The sequence below is a fragment of the Chryseobacterium sp. genome (assembly GCF_029240215.1).
GTDB lineage: Bacteria > Bacteroidota > Bacteroidia > Flavobacteriales > Weeksellaceae > Chryseobacterium.
The window spans coordinates 67,816-92,912 of the sequence record NZ_JARBTK010000010.1; the positions used below are offsets into that span (position 1 = coordinate 67,816).

At 32.0% G+C, this 25,097-nt stretch carries 28 protein-coding genes and 2 pseudogenes; 20 read left to right on the forward strand and 10 right to left on the reverse strand.

The features are described from left to right. Positions 1-6 precede the first annotated feature (6 nt). The 13 genes and pseudogenes from K0R77_RS16075 (at position 7) to K0R77_RS16135 (ending at position 11,825) form a co-directional block, all read left to right on the forward strand. Positions 7-1,362, forward strand: a complete 1,356-nt coding sequence (locus tag K0R77_RS16075; protein WP_300354649.1) for a polysaccharide biosynthesis protein — start codon at positions 7-9, stop codon at positions 1,360-1,362. 8 nt (positions 1,363-1,370) lie between these two features. After that, the gene (locus K0R77_RS16080) at positions 1,371-2,327 is read left to right on the forward strand and encodes a glycosyltransferase (RefSeq protein WP_300354651.1); all 957 of its coding nucleotides are present in this window, start codon (positions 1,371-1,373) and stop codon (positions 2,325-2,327) included. Beyond that, entirely contained in the window at positions 2,324-3,397 is a 1,074-nt protein-coding gene (locus K0R77_RS16085) for an EpsG family protein (protein ID WP_300354654.1), read from the forward strand. Before K0R77_RS16080 ends, K0R77_RS16085 begins: the two co-directional genes overlap by 4 nt. A gap of 47 nt (positions 3,398-3,444) precedes the next feature. Further along, a complete protein-coding gene (locus tag K0R77_RS16090) occupies positions 3,445-4,272 on the forward strand; it encodes a glycosyltransferase (RefSeq protein WP_300354657.1) in 828 nt (275 codons plus the stop codon). A 7-nt stretch (positions 4,273-4,279) separates the two neighbouring features. Then, a complete protein-coding gene (locus tag K0R77_RS16095) occupies positions 4,280-5,038 on the forward strand; it encodes a glycosyltransferase (protein WP_300354659.1) in 759 nt (252 codons plus the stop codon). Beyond that, the gene (locus tag K0R77_RS16100) at positions 5,035-6,054 is read left to right on the forward strand and encodes an NAD-dependent epimerase/dehydratase family protein (RefSeq protein WP_300354662.1); all 1,020 of its coding nucleotides are present in this window, start codon (positions 5,035-5,037) and stop codon (positions 6,052-6,054) included. The genes K0R77_RS16095 and K0R77_RS16100 overlap by 4 nt, the downstream gene beginning before the upstream one ends. A gap of 13 nt (positions 6,055-6,067) precedes the next feature. Continuing rightward, positions 6,068-6,817 carry a glycosyltransferase family 2 protein gene (locus K0R77_RS16105; protein WP_300354665.1) on the forward strand — a complete coding sequence of 250 codons (750 nt, stop codon included), beginning with the start codon at positions 6,068-6,070 and terminating at the stop codon, positions 6,815-6,817. Between the two features lie 77 nt (positions 6,818-6,894). Then, positions 6,895-7,842: a sugar transferase gene (locus K0R77_RS16110; protein ID WP_300354668.1), complete on the forward strand. Its 948-nt coding sequence runs from the start codon at positions 6,895-6,897 to the stop codon at positions 7,840-7,842. Positions 7,843-7,873: 31 nt separating this feature from the next. Further along, positions 7,874-8,524, forward strand: a complete 651-nt coding sequence (locus K0R77_RS16115) for a hypothetical protein (RefSeq protein ID WP_300354671.1) — start codon at positions 7,874-7,876, stop codon at positions 8,522-8,524. Continuing rightward, positions 8,521-9,069, forward strand: a complete 549-nt coding sequence (locus tag K0R77_RS16120) for a hypothetical protein (protein WP_300354673.1) — start codon at positions 8,521-8,523, stop codon at positions 9,067-9,069. The genes K0R77_RS16115 and K0R77_RS16120 overlap by 4 nt, the downstream gene beginning before the upstream one ends. 12 nt (positions 9,070-9,081) lie before the next feature. Beyond that, positions 9,082-9,627: a dTDP-4-dehydrorhamnose 3,5-epimerase gene (rfbC, locus tag K0R77_RS16125; RefSeq protein WP_300354676.1), complete on the forward strand. Its 546-nt coding sequence runs from the start codon at positions 9,082-9,084 to the stop codon at positions 9,625-9,627. Positions 9,628-9,718: 91 nt separating this feature from the next. Continuing rightward, positions 9,719-10,968 (forward strand): annotated as a pseudogene (rimO, locus tag K0R77_RS16130) (30S ribosomal protein S12 methylthiotransferase RimO). 485 nt (positions 10,969-11,453) lie between these two features. Next, positions 11,454-11,825 (forward strand): septal ring lytic transglycosylase RlpA family protein, encoded by a 372-nt coding sequence (locus K0R77_RS16135; protein ID WP_300354679.1) that lies wholly within the window; start codon positions 11,454-11,456, stop codon positions 11,823-11,825. Between the two features lie 59 nt (positions 11,826-11,884). On the opposite strand, the gene K0R77_RS16140 is transcribed toward K0R77_RS16135, so the two are convergent. Both K0R77_RS16140 and K0R77_RS16145 read right to left on the reverse strand, forming a co-directional pair. Beyond that, positions 11,885-12,649, reverse strand: coding sequence for an exodeoxyribonuclease III (locus tag K0R77_RS16140; protein WP_300354682.1), 765 nt, complete (start codon positions 12,647-12,649; stop codon positions 11,885-11,887). An 80-nt stretch (positions 12,650-12,729) separates the two neighbouring features. Further along, positions 12,730-14,274 carry a bifunctional response regulator/alkaline phosphatase family protein gene (locus tag K0R77_RS16145; protein WP_300354685.1) on the reverse strand — a complete coding sequence of 515 codons (1,545 nt, stop codon included), beginning with the start codon at positions 14,272-14,274 and terminating at the stop codon, positions 12,730-12,732. 257 nt (positions 14,275-14,531) lie between these two features. Between K0R77_RS16145 and K0R77_RS16150 the strand changes: the two genes are divergently transcribed. The 7 genes from K0R77_RS16150 to K0R77_RS16180 all read left to right on the forward strand — a co-directional run bounded on the left by K0R77_RS16150 (position 14,532) and on the right by K0R77_RS16180 (position 21,080). After that, positions 14,532-15,737: an HD domain-containing protein gene (locus K0R77_RS16150; protein WP_300354688.1), complete on the forward strand. Its 1,206-nt coding sequence runs from the start codon at positions 14,532-14,534 to the stop codon at positions 15,735-15,737. Between the two features lie 90 nt (positions 15,738-15,827). Then, a complete protein-coding gene (gene lpxD / locus K0R77_RS16155; protein ID WP_300354691.1) occupies positions 15,828-16,859 on the forward strand; it encodes a UDP-3-O-(3-hydroxymyristoyl)glucosamine N-acyltransferase in 1,032 nt (343 codons plus the stop codon). After that, positions 16,852-18,249, forward strand: a complete 1,398-nt coding sequence (locus K0R77_RS16160) for a bifunctional UDP-3-O-[3-hydroxymyristoyl] N-acetylglucosamine deacetylase/3-hydroxyacyl-ACP dehydratase (protein WP_300354694.1) — start codon at positions 16,852-16,854, stop codon at positions 18,247-18,249. The genes lpxD and K0R77_RS16160 overlap by 8 nt, the downstream gene beginning before the upstream one ends. Next, positions 18,250-19,038 carry an acyl-ACP--UDP-N-acetylglucosamine O-acyltransferase gene (gene lpxA, locus K0R77_RS16165; RefSeq protein ID WP_300354697.1) on the forward strand — a complete coding sequence of 263 codons (789 nt, stop codon included), beginning with the start codon at positions 18,250-18,252 and terminating at the stop codon, positions 19,036-19,038. Between the two features lie 14 nt (positions 19,039-19,052). Then, positions 19,053-19,400 (forward strand): hypothetical protein, encoded by a 348-nt coding sequence (locus tag K0R77_RS16170; protein WP_300354700.1) that lies wholly within the window; start codon positions 19,053-19,055, stop codon positions 19,398-19,400. Between the two features lie 23 nt (positions 19,401-19,423). Beyond that, a complete protein-coding gene (gene efp, locus K0R77_RS16175; protein WP_267597671.1) occupies positions 19,424-19,990 on the forward strand; it encodes an elongation factor P in 567 nt (188 codons plus the stop codon). A 187-nt stretch (positions 19,991-20,177) separates the two neighbouring features. Then, on the forward strand, positions 20,178-21,080 hold the full coding sequence (locus K0R77_RS16180) for an LpxD N-terminal domain-containing protein (RefSeq protein ID WP_300354705.1): 903 nt from the start codon (positions 20,178-20,180) through the stop codon (positions 21,078-21,080). Positions 21,081-21,092: 12 nt separating this feature from the next. Here the strand turns inward: K0R77_RS16180 and K0R77_RS16185 are convergent, their stop codons facing one another. The 8 genes and pseudogenes from K0R77_RS16185 to K0R77_RS16220 form a co-directional block, all read right to left on the reverse strand. Next, entirely contained in the window at positions 21,093-21,311 is a 219-nt protein-coding gene (locus tag K0R77_RS16185; protein ID WP_367182755.1) for an IS1 family transposase, read from the reverse strand. Beyond that, the gene (locus K0R77_RS16190) at positions 21,280-21,450 is read right to left on the reverse strand and encodes an IS1 family transposase (protein ID WP_367182753.1); all 171 of its coding nucleotides are present in this window, start codon (positions 21,448-21,450) and stop codon (positions 21,280-21,282) included. Before K0R77_RS16190 ends, K0R77_RS16185 begins: the two co-directional genes overlap by 32 nt. After that, positions 21,447-21,677, reverse strand: a complete 231-nt coding sequence (locus K0R77_RS16195; RefSeq protein WP_300354730.1) for an IS1-like element transposase — start codon at positions 21,675-21,677, stop codon at positions 21,447-21,449. Before K0R77_RS16195 ends, K0R77_RS16190 begins: the two co-directional genes overlap by 4 nt. A gap of 203 nt (positions 21,678-21,880) precedes the next feature. Further along, positions 21,881-22,126 carry an RHS repeat-associated core domain-containing protein gene (locus tag K0R77_RS16200; protein WP_367182754.1) on the reverse strand — a complete coding sequence of 82 codons (246 nt, stop codon included), beginning with the start codon at positions 22,124-22,126 and terminating at the stop codon, positions 21,881-21,883. 88 nt (positions 22,127-22,214) lie between these two features. Continuing rightward, positions 22,215-22,580, reverse strand: coding sequence for a hypothetical protein (locus tag K0R77_RS16205; protein WP_300354708.1), 366 nt, complete (start codon positions 22,578-22,580; stop codon positions 22,215-22,217). A gap of 820 nt (positions 22,581-23,400) precedes the next feature. Continuing rightward, positions 23,401-23,595 (reverse strand): annotated as a pseudogene (locus K0R77_RS16210) (RHS repeat-associated core domain-containing protein); the annotation flags it as partial. 54 nt (positions 23,596-23,649) lie between these two features. Next, positions 23,650-24,159, reverse strand: a complete 510-nt coding sequence (locus K0R77_RS16215; RefSeq protein WP_300354712.1) for a hypothetical protein — start codon at positions 24,157-24,159, stop codon at positions 23,650-23,652. Beyond that, positions 24,143-25,097 (reverse strand): RHS repeat-associated core domain-containing protein (locus K0R77_RS16220; RefSeq protein WP_300354715.1); only part of this gene is annotated, 955 nt, incomplete at its 5' end. The genes K0R77_RS16215 and K0R77_RS16220, both read right to left, overlap by 17 nt.

Here is a 25,097-nt window from a genome sequence, read left to right on the forward strand (position 1 = left end):
AATCATTTGAAAAAGATAAAAAAATATCTTGTTAATTTTGGTGTAAATGAAGCGGTCTTTTATACTGTTTTGGGACGACTTTTACAAGGAATAGGGGGATTGGCAACAGTGGTATTGGTTTCCCAATTTCTGTCTAAAAATGAACAAGGATATTATTATACATTCAGCAGTATATTAGCCATTCAGATTTTTTTTGAACTTGGATTGTCAGGGATTATAGTTCAATTTGCAGCTCACGAAATGGCCCACCTGAAGTTCAGCGCAGATTCTATGTCATTTATTGGGAATGAAAAAAATCTTTCAAGATTATCATCATTATTTAAATTCACATTGAAATGGTTTTCATATATGTCCCTCATTTTAATTATTATTCTTTGTGTTTTTGGTTTTTTTTTCTTTAGTTATTTTGGAGGGGGCAATGATTACATCAATTGGAAATCACCATGGATTATAGTTTCTCTTGCAACGTCTTTCTCATTAATATTAAATGCAATTCTTTCTTTTTTTGAAGGTGTTGGCAAAATTAAAGACATAGCAAAACTAAGACTTTTTCAGATACTTACACAACTGATTATTCTTTCAGTTGGCTTTACTTTTGGATTGAAATTATTTGCATTTCCGGTAGCCAATCTTTTAGCACTATTGGTAGTATTTGTATGCATCATATGTTCATCAAAATTACAGTTTCTTAAAAGGTTGTGGAAAATTCCGAACACGTATAAGATCAATTACAAAAAAGAAATATTTCCGCTGCAATGGAAAATCTCTCTGAGTTGGATAAGTGGATATTTTATTTATCAGATATTTAATCCTTTAATATTTATTTTTGAAGGTCCGGTTTCAGCAGGCAGAATGGGAATGACTTTAGCTGTCATTAATGGTATCTTATTGATTTCATTGAGTTGGGTAAATACAAGAATTCCTGTTTTCTCCAATCTAATAGCAAAAAATGAATATGAGGAATTAGATCAGTTATTTAATAGAACACTTCTGCAATCCACAATAATTAGTATTGTCGGAATTTTTAGTTTTGTTGTTGCATTTTTTTGCCTTCAACATTTTGATATAGAGTATTACAGAAGGTTTCTACCCTTATCTTTGATAATTATTCTTTCTTTTGGATATGTTATCAACCAAATCATATCATCATTAGCAATATATTTAAGATCTCATAAGAAGGAACCGTTATTACAATATTCAATCGTTTCAGCAATTTTAATTTGCAGTTCTACCCTTTTTATGGGAAAATACTTTGGAGTAAATGGTATAGTATATGGTTTTACGATAATAATTGCTATTATTTGCTTGCCATGGTCTTTGTATATTTTTCTAAGTAAAAAGAAAGAATGGCATAGTAAGTAGATTTAGATATGGGAAAATCAGAGAATAAACTTGCTATTGCAATACCTACATATAATAGAGCATTTATTTTAGATGAAAATTTGAGATATATCATCAAAGAAATTAAAAAATATAAAATTCCAATTTATATTTCTGATGATAGCAATAATGATGATACAGAGAAAATTATCAATATTATAAAGTCTGAATATCCTTTTATCTATTATTTTAAAAATGATAAAAGTTTGGGACATGATAAAAATTGTCTGTATACAATGAGTTTGCCGAAAGAAGATTATATTTGGTATCTTGGTGATTCAATGATGATTGTGGAAGGGGCTTTGACCAAGATAATGGAAATAATAGATAACAGAAAGTATGATTTTTTGACTTTGAATGCTGTAGGAAGAAGTCTTTCTGTGAAATCAAAAGAATATCATAATCCTCATACCATAATGGACGAAATTGGATGGCATTTAACGCTTACAGGATCAACTATTTACAAAAAATCTTCATTGAATTTAAATAATTTAAATTTGGAAAAGTGTGAAAATTTTCCACAATTAGCACTTGTATTAAAAGATTTCCGGAATAAAGAATTATTTTGGTTAAATGATAAATTAATAGTTTCTAATGCGAAGAAGAAAAGTTACTGGCAAAATAACATACTTAAAGTTTTTATAGATGATTATCACAAAACATTAGAATATGTTTTTGGAAACAAACCTCAGAATCTAGAATGGGTTTTTCAGCATATGGACAAATCTCAGCTTTTCTCTTACTTTCAGTTATTAAAATTAAGAACTGTAGGATCTTTAGATAAAAATAATCGATTGAAATATCGTAATGTATTGGGCAAACTTACCTTTTCCAAAAGATTGTTTATTTTTTTTATATTTATGATTCCCGATTTTTTTTTAAAAAGATTAGAGAATTGCATCTTAATGAGTAAGAACAAAATGAAATTTTTGAAGAGAAAGCCATGACATATTATCTTCTTTTTTTTGTTACTTCATTTTTTGCTTTGCTAGGTAATTCTAAGTACAGGAATTTGTTTTTTGTTGTTCTCATTGTTATCCTTACGATATTTGCAGGAACACGTCTTAATATAGATAACGATTATACAATGTATTTCAAAAAATTCAGATACATAGAAAATAATGTTAAAGATTTTTTAAACAGCGAGAATAAGTTTGAGTGGTGTATGTACATATTTCCTCATTTTTTCATTTTGTTTTTCAGCAATAAAGTTCAGGTAGCAAGATTTAGTATATTACTGTTTGCTGTATTCGGAGTCAGTATAAAATTAATTGCGATAAGAAAATATGCACAGTTTTTCTTTCTCAGTGTTATTTTGTATACTAGCAATCTATTTCTGATGCACGAAATGACAACAATAAGAGCTGGAGTTGCAGCGGCTATTTTTTTATGGTCTATTGGTGATCTGGAAGATAAAAATTATAAAGTTTTTTTTACAAAACTTTTATTATGTTTCTTTTTTCATTCTTCAAGTATTGTGCTGATAGTGGCTTGGTTATTATTGCAAATAAAAATTAATATTAGATTTCTGTACGTTGCAATTGCTGTAAGTTTTTTGTCTGCCATACTTAAAATAAACTTTTTAACATTGCTGTTATTAGATAAGGTATTTCCACGTGTTGCGGTTTATCTTGAAATGATGGAGTGGATGAAAGAAAAAGAAACAAATATTTTCAGTTTTAGATTATTGTTTGCTTTGGCATTTGTCATATTATTTGCTTTTTTTTATCAAAAACTAAAAGAGATTAAATATTTTGATATATTGTTTAGACTGCATATAATATCTATTTGCCTTTTCTTTTTATTGAGCACTAGTGCACAGGTATTCTCCATAAGAACATTTGAGTTGCTTTCTGTTGTTCAAATTCTTTTATATCCTATGATTATTTTTATATTTGAGCCAAAATCAAAATTCATAGGTTGGTTGGTTATTATAGCTTTCTCCATATTGCAAATAGTATATTTAGTAGATTTTGCAGATATTTACAAACCATATAAATCATGGTTTTTAAATTAATTGTAATATGATAAATAAAAATAATTTTCACAGCAAATATTAACATCTTGAAAATATCTATATTATTTGGAATTGTTTGTTATAGAGAGAAGTTTTGGGAAACTCAGTCTTTCAAAGATATTGTGATGTCTCATAAAAAAAGTTCTTTGGATAATCAACTTCTGCTGTCCATATATGACAATACTGATTTTAAAGAATGGAATGTCTTACAAGATTGCCCGAGTTATGACAATGTTATCATTAACTATAAACATGACTCTTCAAATTCCGGTATTGCGATAGCATTCAATTATTTTGCGGAATTTTCTAAAAATAAGAATTTACAATGGATAGTATTTCTTGATCAGGACACCAGTTTGCCAAGTGACTTCTTTAATAAATATGTCAAAAAAACATTAAACACGGATAAAAATATTTTATTTCCAAAAATATATATTGGAAAACACCTTTTTTCACCGAGTCATTATAATTGGTTTAGAACATCTGAAATAAAAGAAATTCAATCAGATATCATGTTGCACAATATCACAGCAATAAATTCAGGAATGATGATAAAGACAGATTTTTATCTACAAAATGGGGGATACAATAAAAACCTGCGTATAGATTTTTGTGATCATGAATTTATTGAAAGAATTAATAATCGTCAAATATTTGCAGATATTATCGATGTTTGTTTACATCAGGAGTTTTCTTCAAAAACAAATAAGAAAAAAAAATCTTTAGAGAGATATAAGTTATATTGTAATGATTTAAAAGTTTACAGAAAAAACAAAAATAAATTGTTATTTTTTTTAGCAGTAGATTTGCCTCATTTATTGAAAGAAATCTATAGAAATAGAAGTTTGAAATTTTTTAAAATTAGATTTAAATAATAATACGTTGAGAGAACCTGTTTCTATATGTATGGCATCATATAATGGTGAACAATACATTAAAAACCAGATTAGTTCTATTTTAGAACAATTAACACAAGATGATGAACTGATTATAGTTGATGATTGTTCTTCAGATAGTACTGTGGAAATTATTAAGGCCTTTACGGCTCTATCAATAAAGCTGTATCACAACAATATAAATATAGGTTATGTAAAAACCTTTGAAAAAGCAGTCTCATTATCAAAAAATAATATTATCTGCTTAGCAGATCAAGATGATATTTGGATTAAAGGTAGGTTGGAGTTATTGTATCAGACACTCAAAAAAGAAAATGTTTTGGTCGTGGCGTCAAATTTTCAGGTTAAAAATGAATCCCAAAACAATGTTAAGTTTTTAAAGTTAAAACATGAGGATTCAAAAGATTTGTTGGGCAATATTAAAAGAATTTTTTTAGGAAGGTCTGCTTATTATGGATGTACTATGATGATAGATAGAAAGATTTTTAAATATATTTTACCATTTCCAATATATACTGAGGCACATGATCTTTGGATCGCAATGACTGCGAACTTATTAAAGTCAATATATCATCTTAATGACAATACACTTGTATATAGAGTACATCAAAATAATTCTAGTTTAAAAAAGAGAAAGCTTACACAAAAATTAATAGCGAGATATTATTTTTGTAAAAATATTTTAATTATATTAAAACGAATAAATAAATTTTTTTTATTATTTAATTCATCTTCAACACTATGAAAAAAATTGTAATATTAGGCGGTGGTGGCTTTATTGGCGGACACCTCGGAAAAAGGTTAAAGAAAGAAGGTCATCATATCAGAATTTGCGACATAAAAAAACACGAGTATTTTGATCACTCAGAAATTTGTGATGAATTTATTGTAGGTGATCTTACGGATCCATCTGTTGTAAAATTGGTTTTAGAAGATGATACAGACGAAGTTTATCAGCTTGCCGCAGATATGGGAGGAGCTTTATATATATTTACTGGGGAGCATGATGCAGATGTAATGCATAATTCTGCAATGATTAACCTTAACGTAGCAAGGGAATGTGTGGTTAAAAATGTAAAGAAGGTTTTTTATTCCTCATCTGCTTGTATGTACCCAGAGCATAATCAATTAGATTCTGATAATCCAAACTGTGAAGAAAGTTCTGCATATCCAGCAAACCCGGATTCAGAATATGGATGGGAAAAGCTTTTTTCAGAAAGATTATATTTAGCATACAATAGAAATTATAAATTAAATGTAAGAATTGCAAGATTTCACAATATTTTTGGACCTCAAGGTACCTGGATGGGAGGCAAAGAAAAATCTCCTGCTGCAATGTGCAGAAAAGTAGCAGAAGAAAATGATAATGGACAAATAGAAGTTTGGGGGAATGGTACACAAACACGATCGTTTCTCTATATAGACGAATGTGTAGAAGCTGTTATAAGATTGATGGATTCTGAGTTTTCAGGACCCGTAAATATAGGAAGTGAAGAAATGGTGTCAATCAACGAATTGGCACAGATGGCAATAGATATATCAAATAAAAAGATAAAGATTAATAATCTTGAAGGACAGGAGTTCTTTGATAAATATGGTTTTAAATGTCCCTTGGGTGTGAAAGGAAGGAATTCTCATAATAAACTTTATAAGGAGAAAATAGGATGGGAAGTTTCTCAACCCCTAAGAACCGGCATGGAAAAAACATACAAATGGATTGCAGAGCAGGTAGCAAACAATATTGCAAAATCCTCTGTCTAAATATAATTAGATAATGAAAGTAAGTATAATTACTGTTTGTTGGAATAGTGAAAAATATTTAAAAAGCGCTATTCAATCTATTTTGGATCAAACATATTCAAATATTGAATATATCATCGTAGATGGAGGATCTACAGATGATACATTAAATATTATTAAAGAATATGAGCCATTGTTCAATGGAAGAATGCGTTGGATTACCGAAAAAGACAAGGGAATTTATGACGCAATGAATAAGGGAATAGCTATGACATCAGGTGATGTTGTAGGATTATTAAATTCAGATGACATTTATATCTCTAAAAATGTTGTAGAAAATGTTGCAAATTGTTTTCTCGAAAATAATATTGATTCTTTATTTTCAGATTTGTATTATGTAAAAGAAGATGACACAAACAAAATTGTAAGAAAATGGAAAACGGGTAAAAGAAATCGATTTTCTGAAGGTTGGCATCCTGCACACCCAACATTTTTTGTAAGAAAGCAAGTGTATGATACCTATGGCGTTTTCGATTTGAAATATAGAATTGCAGCAGATTTTGAATTAATGCTAAGATTTTTAGAAAAGTATAACATATCCTCATACTATTTAAAAGAATACATATTAAAAATGAGATTAGGAGGAGAATCCAATAGAAGCTTTTCAAATATCAAAAAAGGAAACAGAGAAATAATAGATTCTTTTAAAAAACATCACATTGAAATCCCTTTTTATTATACTTACAAAAGATGGTTGTCGAAAGTTTTTCAATATTTTGGGTAAAGATTTATAAAATTTATATATTTGTAATAAGATTTATTTTTTGTGAAAGATAATAGATTTTTGAGAAACACAGCAGCATGAAGAAATATCTAAATCTTTCTAGCTATAACGAGAGATATATTTTTATTAACATTAGCAGTATCACATTGAAAATTTTAGAAGAAGAGAATTTTACAAAATCTCATAAATCTATTTTTTTTAATTCGGATAACAATCATAAAAGTATTTTTGATTATATTAAACAATTTAATGTGAAAACCATTGTTATAGAAACATCAGAATTAAATCATCTCCCGGAAAAAATAACTAATGAAATAATCGAAGCCAAACTTCAAGGGATAGAAGTTTTTGAAGTTCATGAATTTTATGAAAGAATAAATGGAAGAATTCCGCTTGTTAAGCTTAATTCTAACGAATATCTTGCTGATGATATTTTCTCAATAGGTTTGGAAAAGAGTGATTTTGTTTTGAAAAGATTCATTGATTTGATAGTATCCTTAATTTTATTGCCATTTGCTATACCAATAGTTGCTTTGGGAGCTTTATTGGTTTTTTTAAATTCTCCCGGTAGAGTTTTGTTTTATCAGGAACGAGTAGGGAAGAACTCTAAAAAGTTCAGAATTTACAAACTGAGAACAATGAAAATTAATCATAATGGTGATTATACTAAAGATAAAGATGACAGACTTCTTACTGTCGGCAAGTTTTTGAGAACCACAAAAATTGATGAATTACCACAGCTTTTTAATGTGTTAAATGGAAATATGAGTCTTATTGGTCCCAGACCGGAACAGCAGAAATATGTTGAAAAATCTGTTGCTGAAAATTCGTACTTTGATTTACGACATTTGGTAAAACCAGGTATTACAGGTTGGGCACAGGTTAATCTTCCAAAAGCTACACCCAAAGATAATCTTAAGAAATTGGAATATGATTTATATTATATAAAAAACTATTCTGCGTTACTTGATGTTAAAATATTATTACGAACCGTAAAAGTGCTACTAACTTTAAATAGTAATTAAATTGTAGGATTGTTTTTTAATTTTTACAATTATGTTCAAAAAATTTAGTGTATTTATTATATTGTTTCTTTGTAATATATTATTATCACAAAGTAAACACATTCCTATTTTTGCATTTCATGGCGTGCCACCAGGAAAATACTCCACAAAGGAGCAATTTGCGACAATGAAAAATGCTGGAATTGATATGTGTTATACGCTCTATAATACAGATAAAGAAGTTGTAAAAGCATTAGATGCAGCTTATGCGGCAAATGTAAAACTGGTTATAAAGACAGAAACACTTTTTAGTGATACTGAGAGAACAGTAAATCTCATTAAAAATCACCCTGCTTTGTATGGCTATGGTATTATGGATGAACCCTCACCCAAGAAATTTGAGTATATAACAAGACTGATTCAAGACATTAAAAAATATGACAAGAAAAATATTTTTTATGTCAATTTATTTCCAAACTATGTGGGATCAAAAGATATTGATCATTACGGTTATGAAGATTATCTACAGACTTTTATCAATAAAGTACCAGTAACATTTCTCTCTTTTGATAATTATCCTTTAGTGAATAACAGGATTAGAGATGATTGGTATGAGAATCTTGAGGTAGTGAGGAAGTTAAGAAAAAAAATAATATTCCCTTCTGGGCTTTTGCTTGCTCGACAATTCATTATAATTATTTGAAACCAACAGTAGCAGGGATAAAACTTCAACAATTTGGTAATTTATTATATGGGGCGCAGGTATTACAGTATTTTACTTATTGGACACTTACTTATGAAGACAATTGGGTAAAAGAAAAATATGGTTACTCTATAGTTGATGACAAAGGAAATCCAACACCAACCTATAATGTAGTAAAAAGTGTAAATGCACAAATCCAAAGAGTAGCTTGGGTATTTTCCGGAGTTATTTCTGATGCCATATTTCACACAGGTAGTGAAATTCCAAAAGGAACGACAAAGTTGATGTCTGTACCAAAAGGTTTTAAACATTTCTCAACAAACGGTAGAAATGCAATAGTTTCAATGATGTCAAATGGGAAAAACAAATTTATTATAATCCAGAATAAATCATTAACAGATAATTTTACTTTAGATTATATGTTAACAAAAACAATGAAAAAAGTTGATAATCTCTCTGGAAAAGCTAAAAATGTTTCGGCATTTAAAAAATATAAATCTATAATTCTGCCTGGAGATATATTGATTTTTACATATGATAAGTAAATAATTGTACTAATGAAAATAAAAGAAACTCCACTCAAAGACTGTTATATTATAGAACCTACAATTTTCGAAGATGAAAGAGGTTATTTCTTTGAAAAATTTAACGAAAAAAAATTTGAAGAACTCACAGGAATGAATGGACATTTTGTTCAGGACAATATTTCGAAATCTTCATATGGTGTTTTGAGAGGGTTACATTTACAAAAAGGTGAAAATGCTCAGGCAAAATTAGTTTCATGCCTAGAAGGTAAGGTTTGGGACGTTGCGGTAGATCTGCGTAAAGACTCTCCTACATTTGGAAAATGGTTTGGTGTCGAGCTTACTGCGGAAAATAAATTACAGTTATACGTTCCAAGAGGTTTCGGTCATGGTTTTTCAGTAATTAGCGAGACTGCTGTTTTTTCTTATAAATGCGATAATTTTTATAATAAACGATCTGAAGGAAGCGTGAAGTATAATGATGAAGACCTCAATATAGATTGGAAACTGAAAGAAGAGGATATGATTCTTTCCGATAAAGACCAAAATTCACCAACTTTTCAGGATGAAAATTATTAAAATAAAATCATAACCACTTATTTTTAAGTGGTTTTTATATGTTTATGATACAGAGTTATATTTTGTATCTTTGCAGACTCAAAATAGAAAGATGCGTACAAAATCTGTAGGAAAGAAAAGAATTAATATTGTAACGCTTGGTTGCTCCAAGAATGTTTATGATTCAGAAGTTTTGATGAGCCAGCTTAAAGCACCTGCGGATTTATTGATAATGCAAAAGAAGAATCAATCAATACTATTCTTGAATATGTTGAGGCAAAAAACAGAGGTGAAGTTGAGAAAGTTTTTGTTACAGGTTGTCTTTCTGAGAGATACAAGCCAGATTTAATTAAGGAAATTCCTGATGTTGATCAGTATTTCGGAACGAGAGATTTACCGATTTTATTAAAGCATTTAGGTGCAGATTACAAGCATGAGTTGGTAGGAGAGCGATTGACGACCACACCAAAACATTATGCATATCTTAAAATTTCTGAAGGTTGTGACAGACCTTGTTCTTTTTGTGCAATTCCTTTGATGAGAGGTGGTCATGTTTCTACGCCGATTGAAAAATTGGTGAAAGAATCTCAAAAATTAGCTAAAGTTGGGGTAAAAGAGTTAATCTTAATTGCTCAGGATTTGACCTATTACGGTTTAGATATATATAAGAAGAGAGCTTTGGGTGAACTTCTGAAAGAATTGGTGAAAGTAGAAGGAATCGAATGGATTCGTCTTCATTATGCTTTCCCAAGCGGTTTCCCGGAAGATGTTTTAGATATCATCAGAGAAGAATCGAAAGTTTGTAATTATATTGATATCCCGCTTCAGCATATCAATTCAGATTTGTTGAAATCCATGAAACGTGGGACAACTCACGAAAAAACAAATGCTTTATTAGATAAATTCAGAGAGAAAGTTCCGGATATGGCGATCAGGACAACTTTAATTGTCGGCTATCCGGGAGAAACTGAAGAAAGATTCCAGGAGCTTAAAGAATGGGTGAGAGATCAAAAATTCGACAGATTGGGATGTTTCACTTATTCTCATGAGGAAAATACTGGTGCTTACGTTTTAGAAGACGATATTCCGCAGGAAGTGAAAGAAGCCAGAGTAGAAGAGATCATGGAATTGCAGTCGCAGATTTCATGGGAGAAAAATCAGACTAAAATTGGTGAGGTTTACAAATGCGTTTTCGACAGAAAAGAAGGCAATTATTTTGTTGGACGAACAGAATACGATTCGCCTGACGTAGACAATACGGTTCTGGTAGCCGCAGACAATACTTATATTTCAATTGGCGAATTTGCCAACGTAAAAATCACTTCCGCAGAGGAGTTTGATTTGTATGGCGAACTTGTTTAAGATAAAATAAAATCAAAACCAATGATCAGTCATTGGTTTTTTGCTTTAATAATTGTAATCAACAAAATTTATTTCATTTAAACATTTGCTACTGAACATAGTATTTTAAATGACGAAGAAATGTAAATACTAATTAGCTTTTTTGCCATTTTTAATTCTTTTGATACTATTTCTAAAGAAAATATAAAAGATTTTAGAGAAAATAAAGTTCGATTTTAGCAAAATTTAGTATTTTTAATTTATTGAATATCAGTGTTTTAAAAATAGAATCCGTCTTTAAATGTGTTCAAAGCAGTTAAATCCGTTAACTTTTAAGTGTTTTTTTTAACGTTTTTTAACATAGTCGCTTAAAATCCCTGATAATAGGGAGTTACAGAGTTGTTTAAGATAATTTTAACTTTTATTTAAGTCTTGTTAACGTTTGAAATAGGTGAGTAAAAAGTTTCACTATACTTTTGCCCTGTCAAACAATAAAATAATTCAAAATGATGAAAAGATTCATTCTCGTAATCATAATGATGATTTCAACACTAGGTGTTTATTCTTTCAAGAACAATGCCGAAGATGCGAAGAAAACAAGTTATGCGTCGTACTACCACGACAAGTTTAATGGTAGAAAAACAGCAAGCGGAGAAGTTTTTAATAATTCAAAACTAACTGCAGCGCACAGAACGCTTCCTTTTGGTACCGAAATTAAGGTAACCAATCTGAACAATGGAGAAGAGGTAATTGTAACGATTAATGATAGAGGACCTTTCCATTCATCAAGAGCATTAGATATGTCTAAAGCTGCGTTCGACGAAATTGGGGGTATTAGTAAAGGTATTATCCCTGTAGAGTACGAAATTGTCGATTAAATTTAATACGATTCTTAAAAAATTAATAAAGCCAGCTAAATCAGCTGGCTTTAATGTTTTTAGATGTCTACTTCAATCAATGCAGGGCAATGATCAGAATGCACGGCTTCCTTTAATATTACAGCTCTTGAAAGCTTATCCTTCAAAGAATATGATGCAAAATTATAATCCAGTCTCCATCCTTTATTATTTGCTCTCGAATTTTGTCTGTAACTCCACCATGTATAGTTGTCGGGTTGCTGATTAAAAAACCTAAAGCTGTCTATCAGTTCACATTCTTCGATAAAACTGGTCATCCATTCTCTCTCCATCGGTAAAAATCCTGAAGTGTTTTTTAAGCCGACCGGATTATAAATATCAATCGCTTCATGACAGATATTGAAGTCTCCGGAAATAATAAGATTCGGAATCTCTTTCTTTAAATTTTTAATGTATTCTAAAAAATCATGACAGAACTGCATTTTAAATTCCAATCTCTCAATATTGGAAGCTGACGGAACATAAACTGAAATCACAGAATAGCCGTCAAAATCTGCACGGATGATTCTTCCTTCATTGTCATAGCTTTCAATTCCGCAACCGTATTCTACATGATGAGGTTTTGTTTTTGACGCGATTCCGACACCGCTGTAGCCTTTTTTTATTGCTGAATGCCAATAACTGTGATAACCGGATTCTTCAAGACTTTCCATGTCTATCTGATCGTTTCCGGCTTTGCTCTCCTGAATGCAGATAATATCTGGATCGGCAGTTTTCAACCAACCTAAGAAATCTTTTGTAAAAGCGGCTCTGATTCCATTGACGTTATAAGTAATTAATTTCATGATCCAAAAATATAAAAAATCGGGCGGAAAAAATCGAAGATTTTTTCCGCCCGAGCCCAAATAATAAACTATGAAAAAAACTATTTTGGTTCTAAAATACTTATCGGGATAATACACTCTTCAAGAGAAATTCCACCGTGTTGGTAAGTCTCTTTATAATAATTGACAAAGTGATTATAATTTTTCGGATAGGCTAAAAATGTATTGTTTTTGGCAAAAATATACTTTGAACTTAAATTTCCTTTAGGTAAAAATATTTTCTCAGGATTAGTCACTGCCCAAACATCTTTTTCGTCATACGTCAAACTTTTTCCTGTCTTATAACGAATGTTGGTTGAGGTTTCTCGGTCTCCGACTACACGGCTTGGTTTTTTTACGTAAACTGTTCCGTGGTCAGTTGTAATCACTAGTTTATAGCCACTTTCAGCCGCTAATTTGATAATTTTAATTAAAGATGAATTCTCAAACCAGTTCGAAGTCAGTGAACGGAAAGTTTTATCATCTCTGATTAATTGGTCAACAATATGATTGTCGGTTTTTGCATGAGACAGAATATCAATAAAGTTGTAAACGATAACCAAAAGGTCATTATTTTTATGCTGATTAAAATCTTCATAGATCTTTTTCTCAAAATCGGCATTCAAAACCTTCAGATATTTCATTGATTTAGAATTTAAACCAATTCTTTTCATTTGGTCTTCCAGGAAATCACGCTCATACTCATTCTTGTTTCCGTCTTCATTATCATTAAACCATTTATCAGGGAAACGTTTTTCAATTTCTGAAGGAAGCATTCCCGCAAAAAATGAATTTCTTGCATATTGAGTAGCGGTCGGAAGAATACTGTAATAATAATCTTCAGAAACTTTGTTGTAATATTTAGTGAATAAAGGCTCAATTACTTTCCACTGATCGTATCTCAAATTATCAACCATCAGCAAAAGAACTTTGTCTTTTTCAACTTCAGGTTTTACCTTGTCTCTAAATAAAGTATGGCTCATAAGCGGTTTATCACTGCCATTCAACCAATCTTCATAATTATTTTCTATAAATTTTGCGAACTGAATATTAGCTTCTTCTTTTTGAGATTGCAGCAAATCTGCAAACTCATTATCTGCAACTTTGTCAAATTTCAATTCCCAGTTGACGATCTTTTTATAGTATTCTGCCCAATCCTGGTAGGTTCTCAAATAAGAAAGTTCCATTGAAAGGTTTCTGAATTCCTGTTGATATTGAAGTATCGTTTTCTGTTCTACAAGATTATCTTCCTGAAGGTTTTTCTTTAATGATAATAAAATTTGATTAGGATTTACAGGTTTCAGAATATAATCTGCAATCTGGGATCCGATTGCTTCTTCCATGATGTGTTCTTCTTCACTTTTCGTCACCATTACGATTTTTAGAGAGCTGTCTTTCTCTTTGATCATAGGAATAGCCTCAAGTCCCGAAATTCCGGGCATATTTTCGTCAATAAGCGTCAATGCAAATTTTTCTGAATCCATCAGTTCCAAAGCCTCATTCACATTGTTTACAGGAGTTACATGATAACCCTTTTTTTCTAAAAATACGATATGAGGTTTAAGTAAATCTATTTCATCATCGATCCATAATATTTTTTCTGACATAAAAGTTTAATTTTTTCTACGGTTATTGTATCAAAACTGCGACCAAAAGCCTTTAACAAAAGCCAAATTGGAGAGGTTAAAAGTTAAATCTTAGTTAAAGAAATCCTGTCGCATTCATTTGTAATATGTGGTATGAAGATAGGCTAAAATCTTCAGGTTTTAAAGCATTATTAATAAAAATTCATTCGATTAAATTTTGCAATTTTCTTTGAATTGAGTTTAATACCTTAATTTTGCATTTGTCACAGTATATTTCTATGCAAAACAAGCTTAAAATTATCAACGATCCTGTTCACGGTTTTATTAAAATTCCTCATGAGATTTTATTCGACATTATAGAACATCCTTATTTTCAAAGGTTAAGGAGGATTTCACAAACAGGGCTTTTAAATTTAATTTTTCCCGGTGCAACCCATACAAGATTTCATCATGCTTTAGGTGCGATGCACTTGATGTTTACCGCTTTAGAAACTTTAAAACAGAAAGGAATTCAGATTTCCGAGGAAGAGGAAAAAGGAGCGATGTTGGCAATTTTGATGCACGACATCGGTCACGGCCCGTTTTCTCATGCGTTGGAAAATATGTTGATGGATGATTGGCATCACGAAAATCTTTCTTTATTATTAATGAACAGATTAAATGATGAAGTCAACGGTCAGTTGTCAATTGCAATCGAAATGTTTCAGGGAAAATATCACAGAAAGTTTTTTAACCAGTTGATCAGCTCGCAATTGGATGTTGATCGTTTAGATTATTTGAAAAGAGATAGTTTTTTCACGGGAGTTTCTGAAGGGAATGTAAATACCCAAAGAATTATTTCGATGATGAATGTTTGCGAAGATGAGTTGGTTATCGATGCGAAAGGTGTTTATTCGATTGAAAACTTCCTTACGGCGAGAATGTTTATGTATTGGCAGGTGTATTATCACAAAACATCGGCTTTGGCAGAATTTATTTTGGTCAAAATTTTAGAACGAGCAAAATATCTTGCTTCGCAGGGAGTAGATTTACCCGCAACGGAAAATTTAAAATACTTTCTGCATCGTGAAAAAAGTGCTGCAACCGATGAAGATGTAGAAAGATTTACCCAAATGGATGATAATGATATTATTCATGCGATGAAATTGTGGCAAAAATCTGATGATTTTATTCTTTCTTATTGGTGTCAATGTGTCATTCAGCGAAATCTTCCGAAAACGATCATTTCTTCCCAGCCATTCGATCCCGAATTTGTAGAAGAAAAAGTAAAAGATACCAATGCGTTTTTCGGAATAAATAATGCTCACGAACTTGTACACGAGATTGAAAGAACGCTCTTACCTTACAATACGGATAAACAACCTATTTATTTATTACAGAAAAGCGGTAAAATTTTGAGACTTGACGAGTCGGAAGATCAGCTTTTATCTGGGCTGATTACCAACAAAACAACACGTTATATCCTCACTTTTCCAAGACAGTAAAAGCTTTGGAATTCTTAAAGAATATTAAAATCTATATTACTCAATCTAAAAAATGTTGGTGAATAATAGAATTTGTTATCTTTGCAGAATATGGAATTCACAGCTTCGCAAATTGCGAGTTTTATTGACGGAAAAATTATAGGTGACGAAAATGCACTTATAACAGGAGTTTCACCTATTGAAAATGGGGAAACAGGGCATCTTTCTTTTATTGCCCAGGAACGTTTTTCTCATTATTTAGATACTTCAAATTGTTCCGTTCTTATAGTTTCGGAAGATATTTTAACCAAAGAAAGTTACGCTCAGACGATCATTGCTGTGAAAGATGCCTATCTTTCTTTTCAGGTTCTGATGAATTTATATCAGGAAATGCAGGGAAGAAAAGAAGGTGTGGAAGATGGTTCTTCGATTCACCAAACAGCTTTGATTGGTGATAAAGCATATATCGGCGCGTTCACTTACGTTTCTGAAAAAGCCAAAATAGGAGAAGGATCACAGATTTATCCTCAGGTTTATATTGGAAAAGGTGTAAAAATCGGTAAAAACTGTAAAATTGACAGTGGTGCAAGAATATACGATTATTGCATTATAGGTGATAATTGTGTAATTCATTCCAATACGGTAATTGGCGGGGATGGTTTTGGTTTTCAGCCCACTGCTGAAGGTTTCAAAAAAATTCCTCAATTAGGAAATGTCATCATTGAAGATGATGTTGAAATCGGTTCAAATTGTAGTATTGACAGAGCAACGATCGGCTCTACAGTAATCGGTAAAGGAACGAAAATAGATAATTTGATTCAGATCGCACACAACGTGAAAATAGGTCAAAATAATGTGATCGCTTCGCAAACTGGTATCGCTGGTTCTACAATCGTTGGTGACTGGAATCAGATTGGCGGTCAGGTAGGAATCGTAGGACACATCAAAATCGGAAGTCAGGTGAAAATACAGGCACAAAGCGGTGTGAATTCTCACGTGAACGATAAAGAAACGGTATATGGTTCACCGGCAATCAGCTATAATGACTATCTAAGAAGTTACGTTCATTTCAGGAATCTTCCTGAGCTCGTAAAACGAATAAATAATCTTGAGACTAACTCAAAAGATCAGACTAATGAGTGATATGCAAAAAACACTTCAGGAAGAGGTTACTCTATCCGGAATTGGCCTTCATACAGGTAAAGAAGTAAAATTGACCATCAAACCTGCCAAAGAAAATACAGGTTTCATCTTCGTAAGAACAGATTTGGAGGGTCATCCTCAAGTTGAAGCTGATGTTAATTATGTTGTTGCTACAGAAAGAGGGACAACTCTTGAAAAGCTAGGCGTAAAAATCAATACTTGCGAGCATCTTTTAGCGGCTTTGGTTGGTTGTGATATCGATAATGCTTATCTGGAGATGGATGCTTCTGAACCACCAATTTTAGATGGTTCTTCAAAATTTTTCGTAGAGGCAATCGAAAGTGTGGGAATCGTAGAACAAAAAACTGCCAGAGAATATTTGGTGGTGAAAGAAGTTCTCAGCTATAGCGATCCTGCAACCGGTTCGGAAATTACAATTATCCCTTCAGATAATTACGAAATTACTACAATGGTAGATTTTGGAACCAAAGTTTTAGGTACTCAAAATGCTACTTTAAAAAATATTTCAGAGTTTAAAGAAGAAATTTCTTCTGCAAGAACTTTCAGCTTTTTACACGAGTTGGAAATGCTTCTTGATCACGGTTTGATCAAAGGGGGCGATATTTCTAATGCAATTGTGTACGTTGATAAAGATCTTACTGCTGAAACCACAGAAAAATTAAAGAAAGCTTTTGGAAAAGATCACGTTGCGATCAGACCAAACGGTATTCTTGATAATTTGACTTTAAACTATCCAAACGAAGCTGCAAGACACAAATTATTAGATGTAATCGGTGATTTGGCATTGTGCGGAGTTAAAATTAAAGGTAAAATTATTGCTAACAAGCCCGGACATTTTGTAAATACCCAGTTTGCTAAAAAGCTGAACCGTCAGTGGAAATTACAGAAAAAGAAAAACGTTCCTGATTTTGACTTAAATAAAGAACCTGTTTTTGATATCAACGGAATTATGAGACTAATGCCTCACAGACCACCGTTTTTATTAATTGACAAGATTTTAGAATTGTCAGATTCTCACGTCGTAGGCTTAAAGAACGTGACAATGAACGAGCCTTTCTTTGTTGGCCACTTTCCGAAAGAACCCGTAATGCCCGGAGTTTTGCAGGTCGAAGCTTTAGCGCAGACAGGAGGTATTTTGGTTTTGGCCAGTGTACCGGATCCTGAAAACTATTCTACATATTTTATCAAAATGGATAAAGTAAAATTCAAAAGAAAAGTCGTTCCCGGTGATACTATGATTTTCAAAATTGAATTGATAGAGCCTATCAGAAGAGGAATCGTGCATATGCAGGGTTACGGATATGTGGGTGATACAATAGCAGTAGAAGCTGAGCTTATGGCTCAGGTTGCAAAAAATAAAGTTGAGTAAATGATTCATCAATTAGCCGCCGTTGATAAACGTGCAAAAATCAGTAAAAATGTAATTGTAGAACCATTTACTACTATTGCAGGTGATGTGGAAATAGGTGAAGGTACCTGGATCGGTTCTAACGTTACCATTATGGATGGTGCAAGAATCGGAAAAAATTGCAGGATTTTCCCCGGAACTGTAATTTCTGCCATCCCGCAGGATCTGAAATTTGATGGTGAAGATACACAGACAATCATCGGTGATGATACAACGATCAGAGAATGTGTGACTGTAAACAGAGGAACAAAAGCTTTAGGTTATACTAAAATTGGTAATAATTGTTTAATCATGGCAACTTCTCACATCGCCCATGACTGTGTTATTGGTGATCATGTGATCATTGTTAACGGTTGTGGTATTGCCGGTCACGTAGAAATAGGTGATTTTACCGTAATGGGTGGCTTAAGTGCTGTTCATCAGTTTGGGAAAATAGGGAAACACGTGATGATTTCGGGTGGAACTTTGGTAAGAAAAGATATTCCTCCTTATGTAAAAGTTGCTCGGGAACCAATGGCATATGCAGGAATTAATTCTGTAGGTTTGAGAAGGAGAGGTTTTACCAACGATAAAATTTTTGAAATTCAGAAAATTTACAGAGCTATCTTTCAGATGAAAATGAATGTCTCTCAGGCAGTTTCTCACATCGAAAAAGAAATGCTTCCAACGGCTGAACGAGACGAAATTCTACAGTTTATTCAAAATTCTCCTAGAGGTATTGTAAAAGGATACGGAACTGGGAAGGAATAATTTAATTTAAAATGATGAAAAATTCAGTTTTATTTTTTACAGTATTATCTTCTTTTGTCTTTGCACAGCAGAAAAAAGATTTGTCTTTGAATATGAAAAATTCTTTGGCAGTTAAAAATGTAAACTCGATTCTGAATTACTCAAAAAAGTCATTTTCAAATCTGAGTTCAGACATGAAGAGTTCTTCAGAAGTCAATAAAAATCTTGATCAGCTTTTAATCAATGATATTAATTTTAATTCTGTTATTAATAATCGTTCTGTAACTTCAGTTGATGCAGGAACTTTTTACAGACCAAGAATTGATGCGATTGATTTAGTTGGAAGACAGCTGCTGAATGTTCAGATTTATAAATCAAAATAAAAAAAATAACATACTATAATTTAATGGCAACAAGTAACGATATAAAAAAAGGTCTTTGCATCGAGTACAGCAATGATATTTTTAAAGTAATCGAATTTATGCACGTAAAACCAGGGAAAGGTCCTGCTTTCGTGAGAACAAAATTAAAATCGGTAACCAACGGTAAAGTAATTGATAATACTTTTTCTGCAGGTCATAAAATTGACGAAGTGAAAGTAATTACAAGAAAATTCCAATATCTTTATGATGATGAGAATGGTTTCCACTTTATGAATAATGAAGATTTCTCTCAACTGTACTTAGACAAAGAAATGATTGAAAACTCAAATCTGATGAAAGCAGGTGAAGAGGTAACGATCATTTTGAAAGAAGCTGACGAAACTCCGCTTTCTGCAGAGCTTCCACAATCGGTTTATTTAGAAGTTGTTGAAGCTGATCCGGGTGTGAAAGGAAATACAGCGACAAACGCTCTGAAAAACGCAATCGTTGAGACAGGAGCAAGAGTAATGGTTCCTTTATTCATTGAAGCAGGAGACAAAATAAAAGTAAGCACTGAAGACGGTTCTTACTTAGAAAGAGTAAAAGAATAATTATTCAAAATAATATGAAGCTGGAAGTATAACAACTTTCAGCTTTCATTTTTAGGGCAGCTATTGTAGTTTATCCTGAGCTTGTCGAAGGACCTTCAAGTCGGGCTGCGAGCTCAAACCAAAAACAAAACTTGTCTGAGTTTAAAACCGTGACAAGATCGATAAACTAAAAAAACATCATTAAAATATGACGTTTCATCAGCCACAAAAACTGAAAACAGTTGCAGATCTTATCGGAGCTAAATTCGTAGGTTCCGAAGATTTTCAGGTTTTAGGAACAAACGAAATTCACCGAGTAAAATCTGGTGAAATTGTCTTCGTCAATCATCCAAAATATTACGATAAAGCTTTAAATTCTGCTGCTACCATCATTCTAATTGATAAAGAAGTAGATTGTCCGGAAGGAAAAGCACTGTTGATTTCTGACGATCCGTTTGGAGATTTCAATAAAATCAATACCCATTTCACCAAAATCTATAATTTCACGGAGACACTTCATGATGTGGAAATAGGAGAGGGTACAAAAATTCACCCGTCTGCAGTCCTCGGAAACAACATTACCATCGGAAACAACACCATTATTTTTCCAAATGTTGTAATAGGAGACCGCACCGTAATTGGTGATAATGTGATTATTCAATCCAATACTGTTTTGGGAGGCGACGCATTTTATTACAGAAAAGTCAATGGAAATTTTGACCGTTTAATCTCTGTAGGAAACGTGATCATCGAAAACAACGTAGAAATCGGAAACGGTTGTACAATTGACAGAGGAGTGACAGATTCCACCATTATTGGTGAAGGTTCCGTTTTGGATAATCAAATTCAGATCGGTCATGATACTGTAATTGGTAAAAAATGTCTCATTGCTTCTCAGGTCGGCATTGCAGGCTGTTGCATCATTGGTGATGAGGTTACTTTATGGGGACAGGTCGGCATAGCTTCAGGGAATAATATCGAATCAGGATCTGTACTTCTAGGCAAAACCGGAGTCAACAGAGATTTGAAAAAAGGAACTTATATCGGAATGTTTGCAGAAGATTATAAAACTTACCTGAAAAAAGAAGTGAAACTGAGAAATCTTGAGTAAACTGTACAAATCCTAAGTCCAAAAATAGAGTTTCAGAATAGAAGTTAATATCAAAATACTTTTGCTAAAACAGATTGTTCTCCGATTTAATCTTTTTAAATGAGTCCTGATATTCAGATTTTTTCTTTCGATGCAATTGGTTCCAAATTTTTTCGTATGATGGATATCCTTTGGAATTAAGTATTGATAGTGTCTGAGTTTATCTGTGTGTATTTTTTTCCGGATTAGAATTGAGAAGAGTTTTTATTACAGTGTTTAAGGTTTTATTTGTTCGTTTACCTATGTAGAAGCTAGCAACTCTTTTACTTTTTTTATCAATAGCATAAACCAACCATTGCATATTTGATTTCTTTTTGATGAAAAGTCTCATTTCATCAAGTTCGTAAGATTGATAATAGCAGATTTAGGTTGAGTAATATCCGCTGCAATTTTAATAATTCTTCTAAGTAAAGTTGTTGTGGAAATGTTTAATACTCTGGCTGTACTTCTGATTCCTAAACCTTCTTTTGTCAGTTGAATTATTTTTGAATTGATATTCTTATGACAAGCTTTATAACTGTAAAATTCTAAAAATCGTTTATTGCAGCTCTTACAGATATACTACTGTTTTCTGGTTTTTGTAGTTCCGTTTTTGATAATGTTTTTTGAATAACAGTTTTTACACATTCCTGTATCACTAACTCTGATACACGAGGAATGATCTTCAGTCATTTAGATATGTTTTTTTCTGCAAAAATAAACAAGAGCAGGGAATGCCTACTCTTGTTTTGATTTATTTATTTTTAAATGAGTTGTGAAATTCAGTGAGTTAATCTTTTTAAAATGCTCATCACTAACTTTGATACATTACCCGGATCAATAAACATAATCGGGTTGTCTAAAGCATACGTATAAGTAGAAAATCTCCTACTTGTCTCAGCTAAAGGATCCACAACACCCCATCTCCCAATATCCGGCATATAAAATCTCGCTCCGTAGTCATACATTCCAGACTCCTGTAGCTCCTTTCCCTTGTACTTATACTGATAACTAGGATTACCTACCAAAAGATTATATCCCTCATGTATCTGGATTTCGTGTTATTTTTTTGTCAGTTACAGTTAATAATTGATTAGGTAATCTTTCGAATATTACCTAATCAAACTTCATAGCATTTCGAGTTGACATTACTATATAATATTCTTTTCTATTTTTTTTATTTACCCCACCAAACCTTTTTTTATATAATTTACTGTCTTTATTAAATATATTTATAATAATATATTCTTGATTTAAAAAGATTTTTGGTATAGAAACTAAATACTTCTTTGCTGTTGAAAACTTTGGCAAAATTGTTTCAAAGCTAATTTGAAAGTCTAATGATTCATCATTAATAAATTTAGAATAGTTTTCTTCAGATAAATCAATAGTTCCAACGATATACTTTGCTTCAATTGATCCCATGGAAGGAGTATTAACTTGCATATTATATGTAAGTATACAAGGCTGATCATCTATCATAATCAGAAAATTACTCTTTCTGGTTTGAGAAAAATGATAAGCCGAAAATAATAGGCATAATAAAAAAAAGGACTGTTTAAAATATTTATTTCGCATTTCTGTTAAGTATATTATTTATAACTTTCATTGTTAATTTACGGATAGGTTGAGCTATATTACTTCCTGTATAAATTGCAGCACCAATATCTCTATAATCATCAAATTTTCCATTTGATCTCCGAATAATGTTTGTTCTATTTCCAACTTCTAATCTCCCTACAATAATATTTGTTCCTTTACCTTTAAACGTAACATCATCGACCCCTGGTGTTGGTGTCAAAGCATCAAAAGGATAAGGTGTGTCATTTAATACAAATAATCCGATTGGATGCAAATGTATTGAGGTGTGAGTTCTTGGGCTCGAATACATTTGTGCCGTTGCGCTCGCATTATTTTTTGCATCAACTGTTGGTAATGGTCCAGTAGGACCTCTTGATATGATATCATCTCCTTCAATAGAAGAAGATTCTTCTCTAAGCCCTCCATTTTTGTCACCTCTTTCTTTCACATTTATAAGTTCTCTTAAAACAACATCTGAAGGAATAATCATTCCAATATTAAATTCACTTAGTTGGTTCAAAGAAATATGTCGTCCATTTTTTTCTGCATTTTTTATTGCATCAAGATCAGTTTTATTAGAAACCATTACTACTCCTTCATCTTTCGTTCCATCGGTACCAATTTTTTTACCATTTTCATTAACATAGTCAATAGGAGGCATACTACTTCTAAAATCCCTGAACGCCTGTTGCGCAGCAGCTCCCGAAAGAGCAGCTTCTCTTCCATCCGGATCGATAAACATGATCGGGTTGTCTAAAGCATAGCTATACGTAGAAAATCTTCTGCTTGTTTCAGCGAGCGGGTCTACGACACCCCATCGTCCGATGTCACTCATATACATTCTTGCTCCGTAGTCACTCATTCCTGTTTCTTTTTGCAATTCTTTACCATTGTAACCATAGTTGTACGAAGGATTTCCCGCCTATTATCTCCCACACGAGACAAGCGTGCGAGAGCGAGGAGTTCTTGTTTACAAAGTTAAATTATCATTTTTTCTTCCCCATTTCTTATATAATTGAAACTCTCGTAATTCCTTTAATCTGTAATCCGGTGCATTAGAAATTATCTTACGAGATTTGATATTAACAATTTCAAATCCTTTTTTTAAAATTTGATCATCATTATTGAATTTTTTTCCAATTACTGATATACAAGGTAGCCCAAGCGAGTCATGGGGTGGTACGGAAATCGGCGTTAGCGCTTCAAAATTAATTTCAAATGTATCTTTTTTGTACACGTGTCTATAATTTTCTTGGACATCTTTAAGGGAAATTTTGATTGTATCATTTGTAGGATTTCCAAATAATAGAAAAGTCTCAACATTTTTAATATTTATACTATCTTTTGTATAATCACATATTAAATTTTGGAATGAACAAACTGCTTCTTCATTTTTAGAAATTGACTTTTTACAGGATATAAAAAAAACGGCTAACATCAATAGTAAAAAACCAAAATTATTTTTACTTGTATTTTTCATAATAAAATTTATCATTACCATAATTTTTTTTCATTAATTTTTGGAATTCAGGAGTTGTTTTCTTGAAAATAGGTGATGCTATTTGATGTTCATATATACGAACATGCTCTTTTGCTAAATCTAATGTTGTTTTAATTTTAGATTTTATTGATATATGACTTACCTGACCTCCTTCGTGACTTAATGCTGAAATCATATTATATTTGTCATTGTATAAATCCGAGACCTGTCCATTGCCAATCATTAAAGATACTGTATTGGTATCTGAATTTGCTTGCATTAAAGCATCGGGATTATATTCACCCCCATTAAAACTAGAAACTTTCCCTACCATTTTACCAGCCTCAAAATGAAAGTCTGCAATTCCCACAGAAGTACTATTTCTTTTAAGATTATTTAAGTCTACACCCGCTTCTTTAGCATAATGATTTGCAATATTTGCTAAAATAAAAGCATTGTCCTTATTAAAATTATAATCTTTTAGCTGCGTTGATAACCATGGTGCTGTATTCAAACTACCTGTAATCGGATTTTGAAAATCTATAACAATATTATTTGTTTTCTTATTGTCAGTGTAAAGATATTTCCCAAATTGATTAAAATGATCATCTGGAGGCATCTGACTTTGTAATTGTCTTACCATATCTTGCGCAGCTTGTCCTGTATAAATCGTAGCTTCTCTACCATCCGGATCAATAAACATAATTGGGTTATTCAAAGCATACGTATACGTAGAAAATCTTCTGCTTGTTTCCGACAGCGGATCTACCACACCCCATCGTCCGATGTCACTCATATACATTCTTGCTCCGTAGTCACTCATTCCTGTTTCTTTTTGTAATTCTTTACCATTGTAACCATAGTTGTACGAAGGATTTCCCGCCAAAACATTATATCCTTCATGTTTCAACCCAAACGGATAATAGTTGTTTTCTTCA

What these genes read in the sequence shown, in the direction of transcription:
- K0R77_RS16080 (WP_300354651.1), top strand. Translation starts at nt 1,371, where the DNA reads ATGGGAAAATCAGAGAATAAACTTGCTATTGCAATACCTACATATAAT.
- K0R77_RS16085 (WP_300354654.1), top strand. Translation starts at nt 2,324, where the DNA reads ATGACATATTATCTTCTTTTTTTTGTTACTTCATTTTTTGCTTTGCTA.
- K0R77_RS16100 (WP_300354662.1), top strand. Translation starts at nt 5,035, where the DNA reads ATGAAAAAAATTGTAATATTAGGCGGTGGTGGCTTTATTGGCGGACAC.
- K0R77_RS16105 (WP_300354665.1), top strand. Translation starts at nt 6,068, where the DNA reads ATGAAAGTAAGTATAATTACTGTTTGTTGGAATAGTGAAAAATATTTA.
- K0R77_RS16110 (WP_300354668.1), top strand. Translation starts at nt 6,895, where the DNA reads ATGAAGAAATATCTAAATCTTTCTAGCTATAACGAGAGATATATTTTT.
- K0R77_RS16115 (WP_300354671.1), top strand. Translation starts at nt 7,874, where the DNA reads ATGTTCAAAAAATTTAGTGTATTTATTATATTGTTTCTTTGTAATATA.
- rfbC (WP_300354676.1), top strand. Translation starts at nt 9,082, where the DNA reads ATGAAAATAAAAGAAACTCCACTCAAAGACTGTTATATTATAGAACCT.
- K0R77_RS16135 (WP_300354679.1), top strand. Translation starts at nt 11,454, where the DNA reads ATGATGAAAAGATTCATTCTCGTAATCATAATGATGATTTCAACACTA.
- K0R77_RS16140 (WP_300354682.1), bottom strand. Translation starts at nt 12,649, where the DNA reads ATGAAATTAATTACTTATAACGTCAATGGAATCAGAGCCGCTTTTACA.
- K0R77_RS16145 (WP_300354685.1), bottom strand. Translation starts at nt 14,274, where the DNA reads ATGTCAGAAAAAATATTATGGATCGATGATGAAATAGATTTACTTAAA.
- K0R77_RS16150 (WP_300354688.1), top strand. Translation starts at nt 14,532, where the DNA reads ATGCAAAACAAGCTTAAAATTATCAACGATCCTGTTCACGGTTTTATT.
- lpxD (WP_300354691.1), top strand. Translation starts at nt 15,828, where the DNA reads ATGGAATTCACAGCTTCGCAAATTGCGAGTTTTATTGACGGAAAAATT.
- K0R77_RS16160 (WP_300354694.1), top strand. Translation starts at nt 16,852, where the DNA reads ATGAGTGATATGCAAAAAACACTTCAGGAAGAGGTTACTCTATCCGGA.
- lpxA (WP_300354697.1), top strand. Translation starts at nt 18,250, where the DNA reads ATGATTCATCAATTAGCCGCCGTTGATAAACGTGCAAAAATCAGTAAA.
- K0R77_RS16170 (WP_300354700.1), top strand. Translation starts at nt 19,053, where the DNA reads ATGAAAAATTCAGTTTTATTTTTTACAGTATTATCTTCTTTTGTCTTT.
- efp (WP_267597671.1), top strand. Translation starts at nt 19,424, where the DNA reads ATGGCAACAAGTAACGATATAAAAAAAGGTCTTTGCATCGAGTACAGC.
- K0R77_RS16180 (WP_300354705.1), top strand. Translation starts at nt 20,178, where the DNA reads ATGACGTTTCATCAGCCACAAAAACTGAAAACAGTTGCAGATCTTATC.
- K0R77_RS16190 (WP_367182753.1), bottom strand. Translation starts at nt 21,450, where the DNA reads ATGAGACTTTTCATCAAAAAGAAATCAAATATGCAATGGTTGGTTTAT.
- K0R77_RS16205 (WP_300354708.1), bottom strand. Translation starts at nt 22,580, where the DNA reads ATGATAGATGATCAGCCTTGTATACTTACATATAATATGCAAGTTAAT.
- K0R77_RS16215 (WP_300354712.1), bottom strand. Translation starts at nt 24,159, where the DNA reads ATGAAAAATACAAGTAAAAATAATTTTGGTTTTTTACTATTGATGTTA.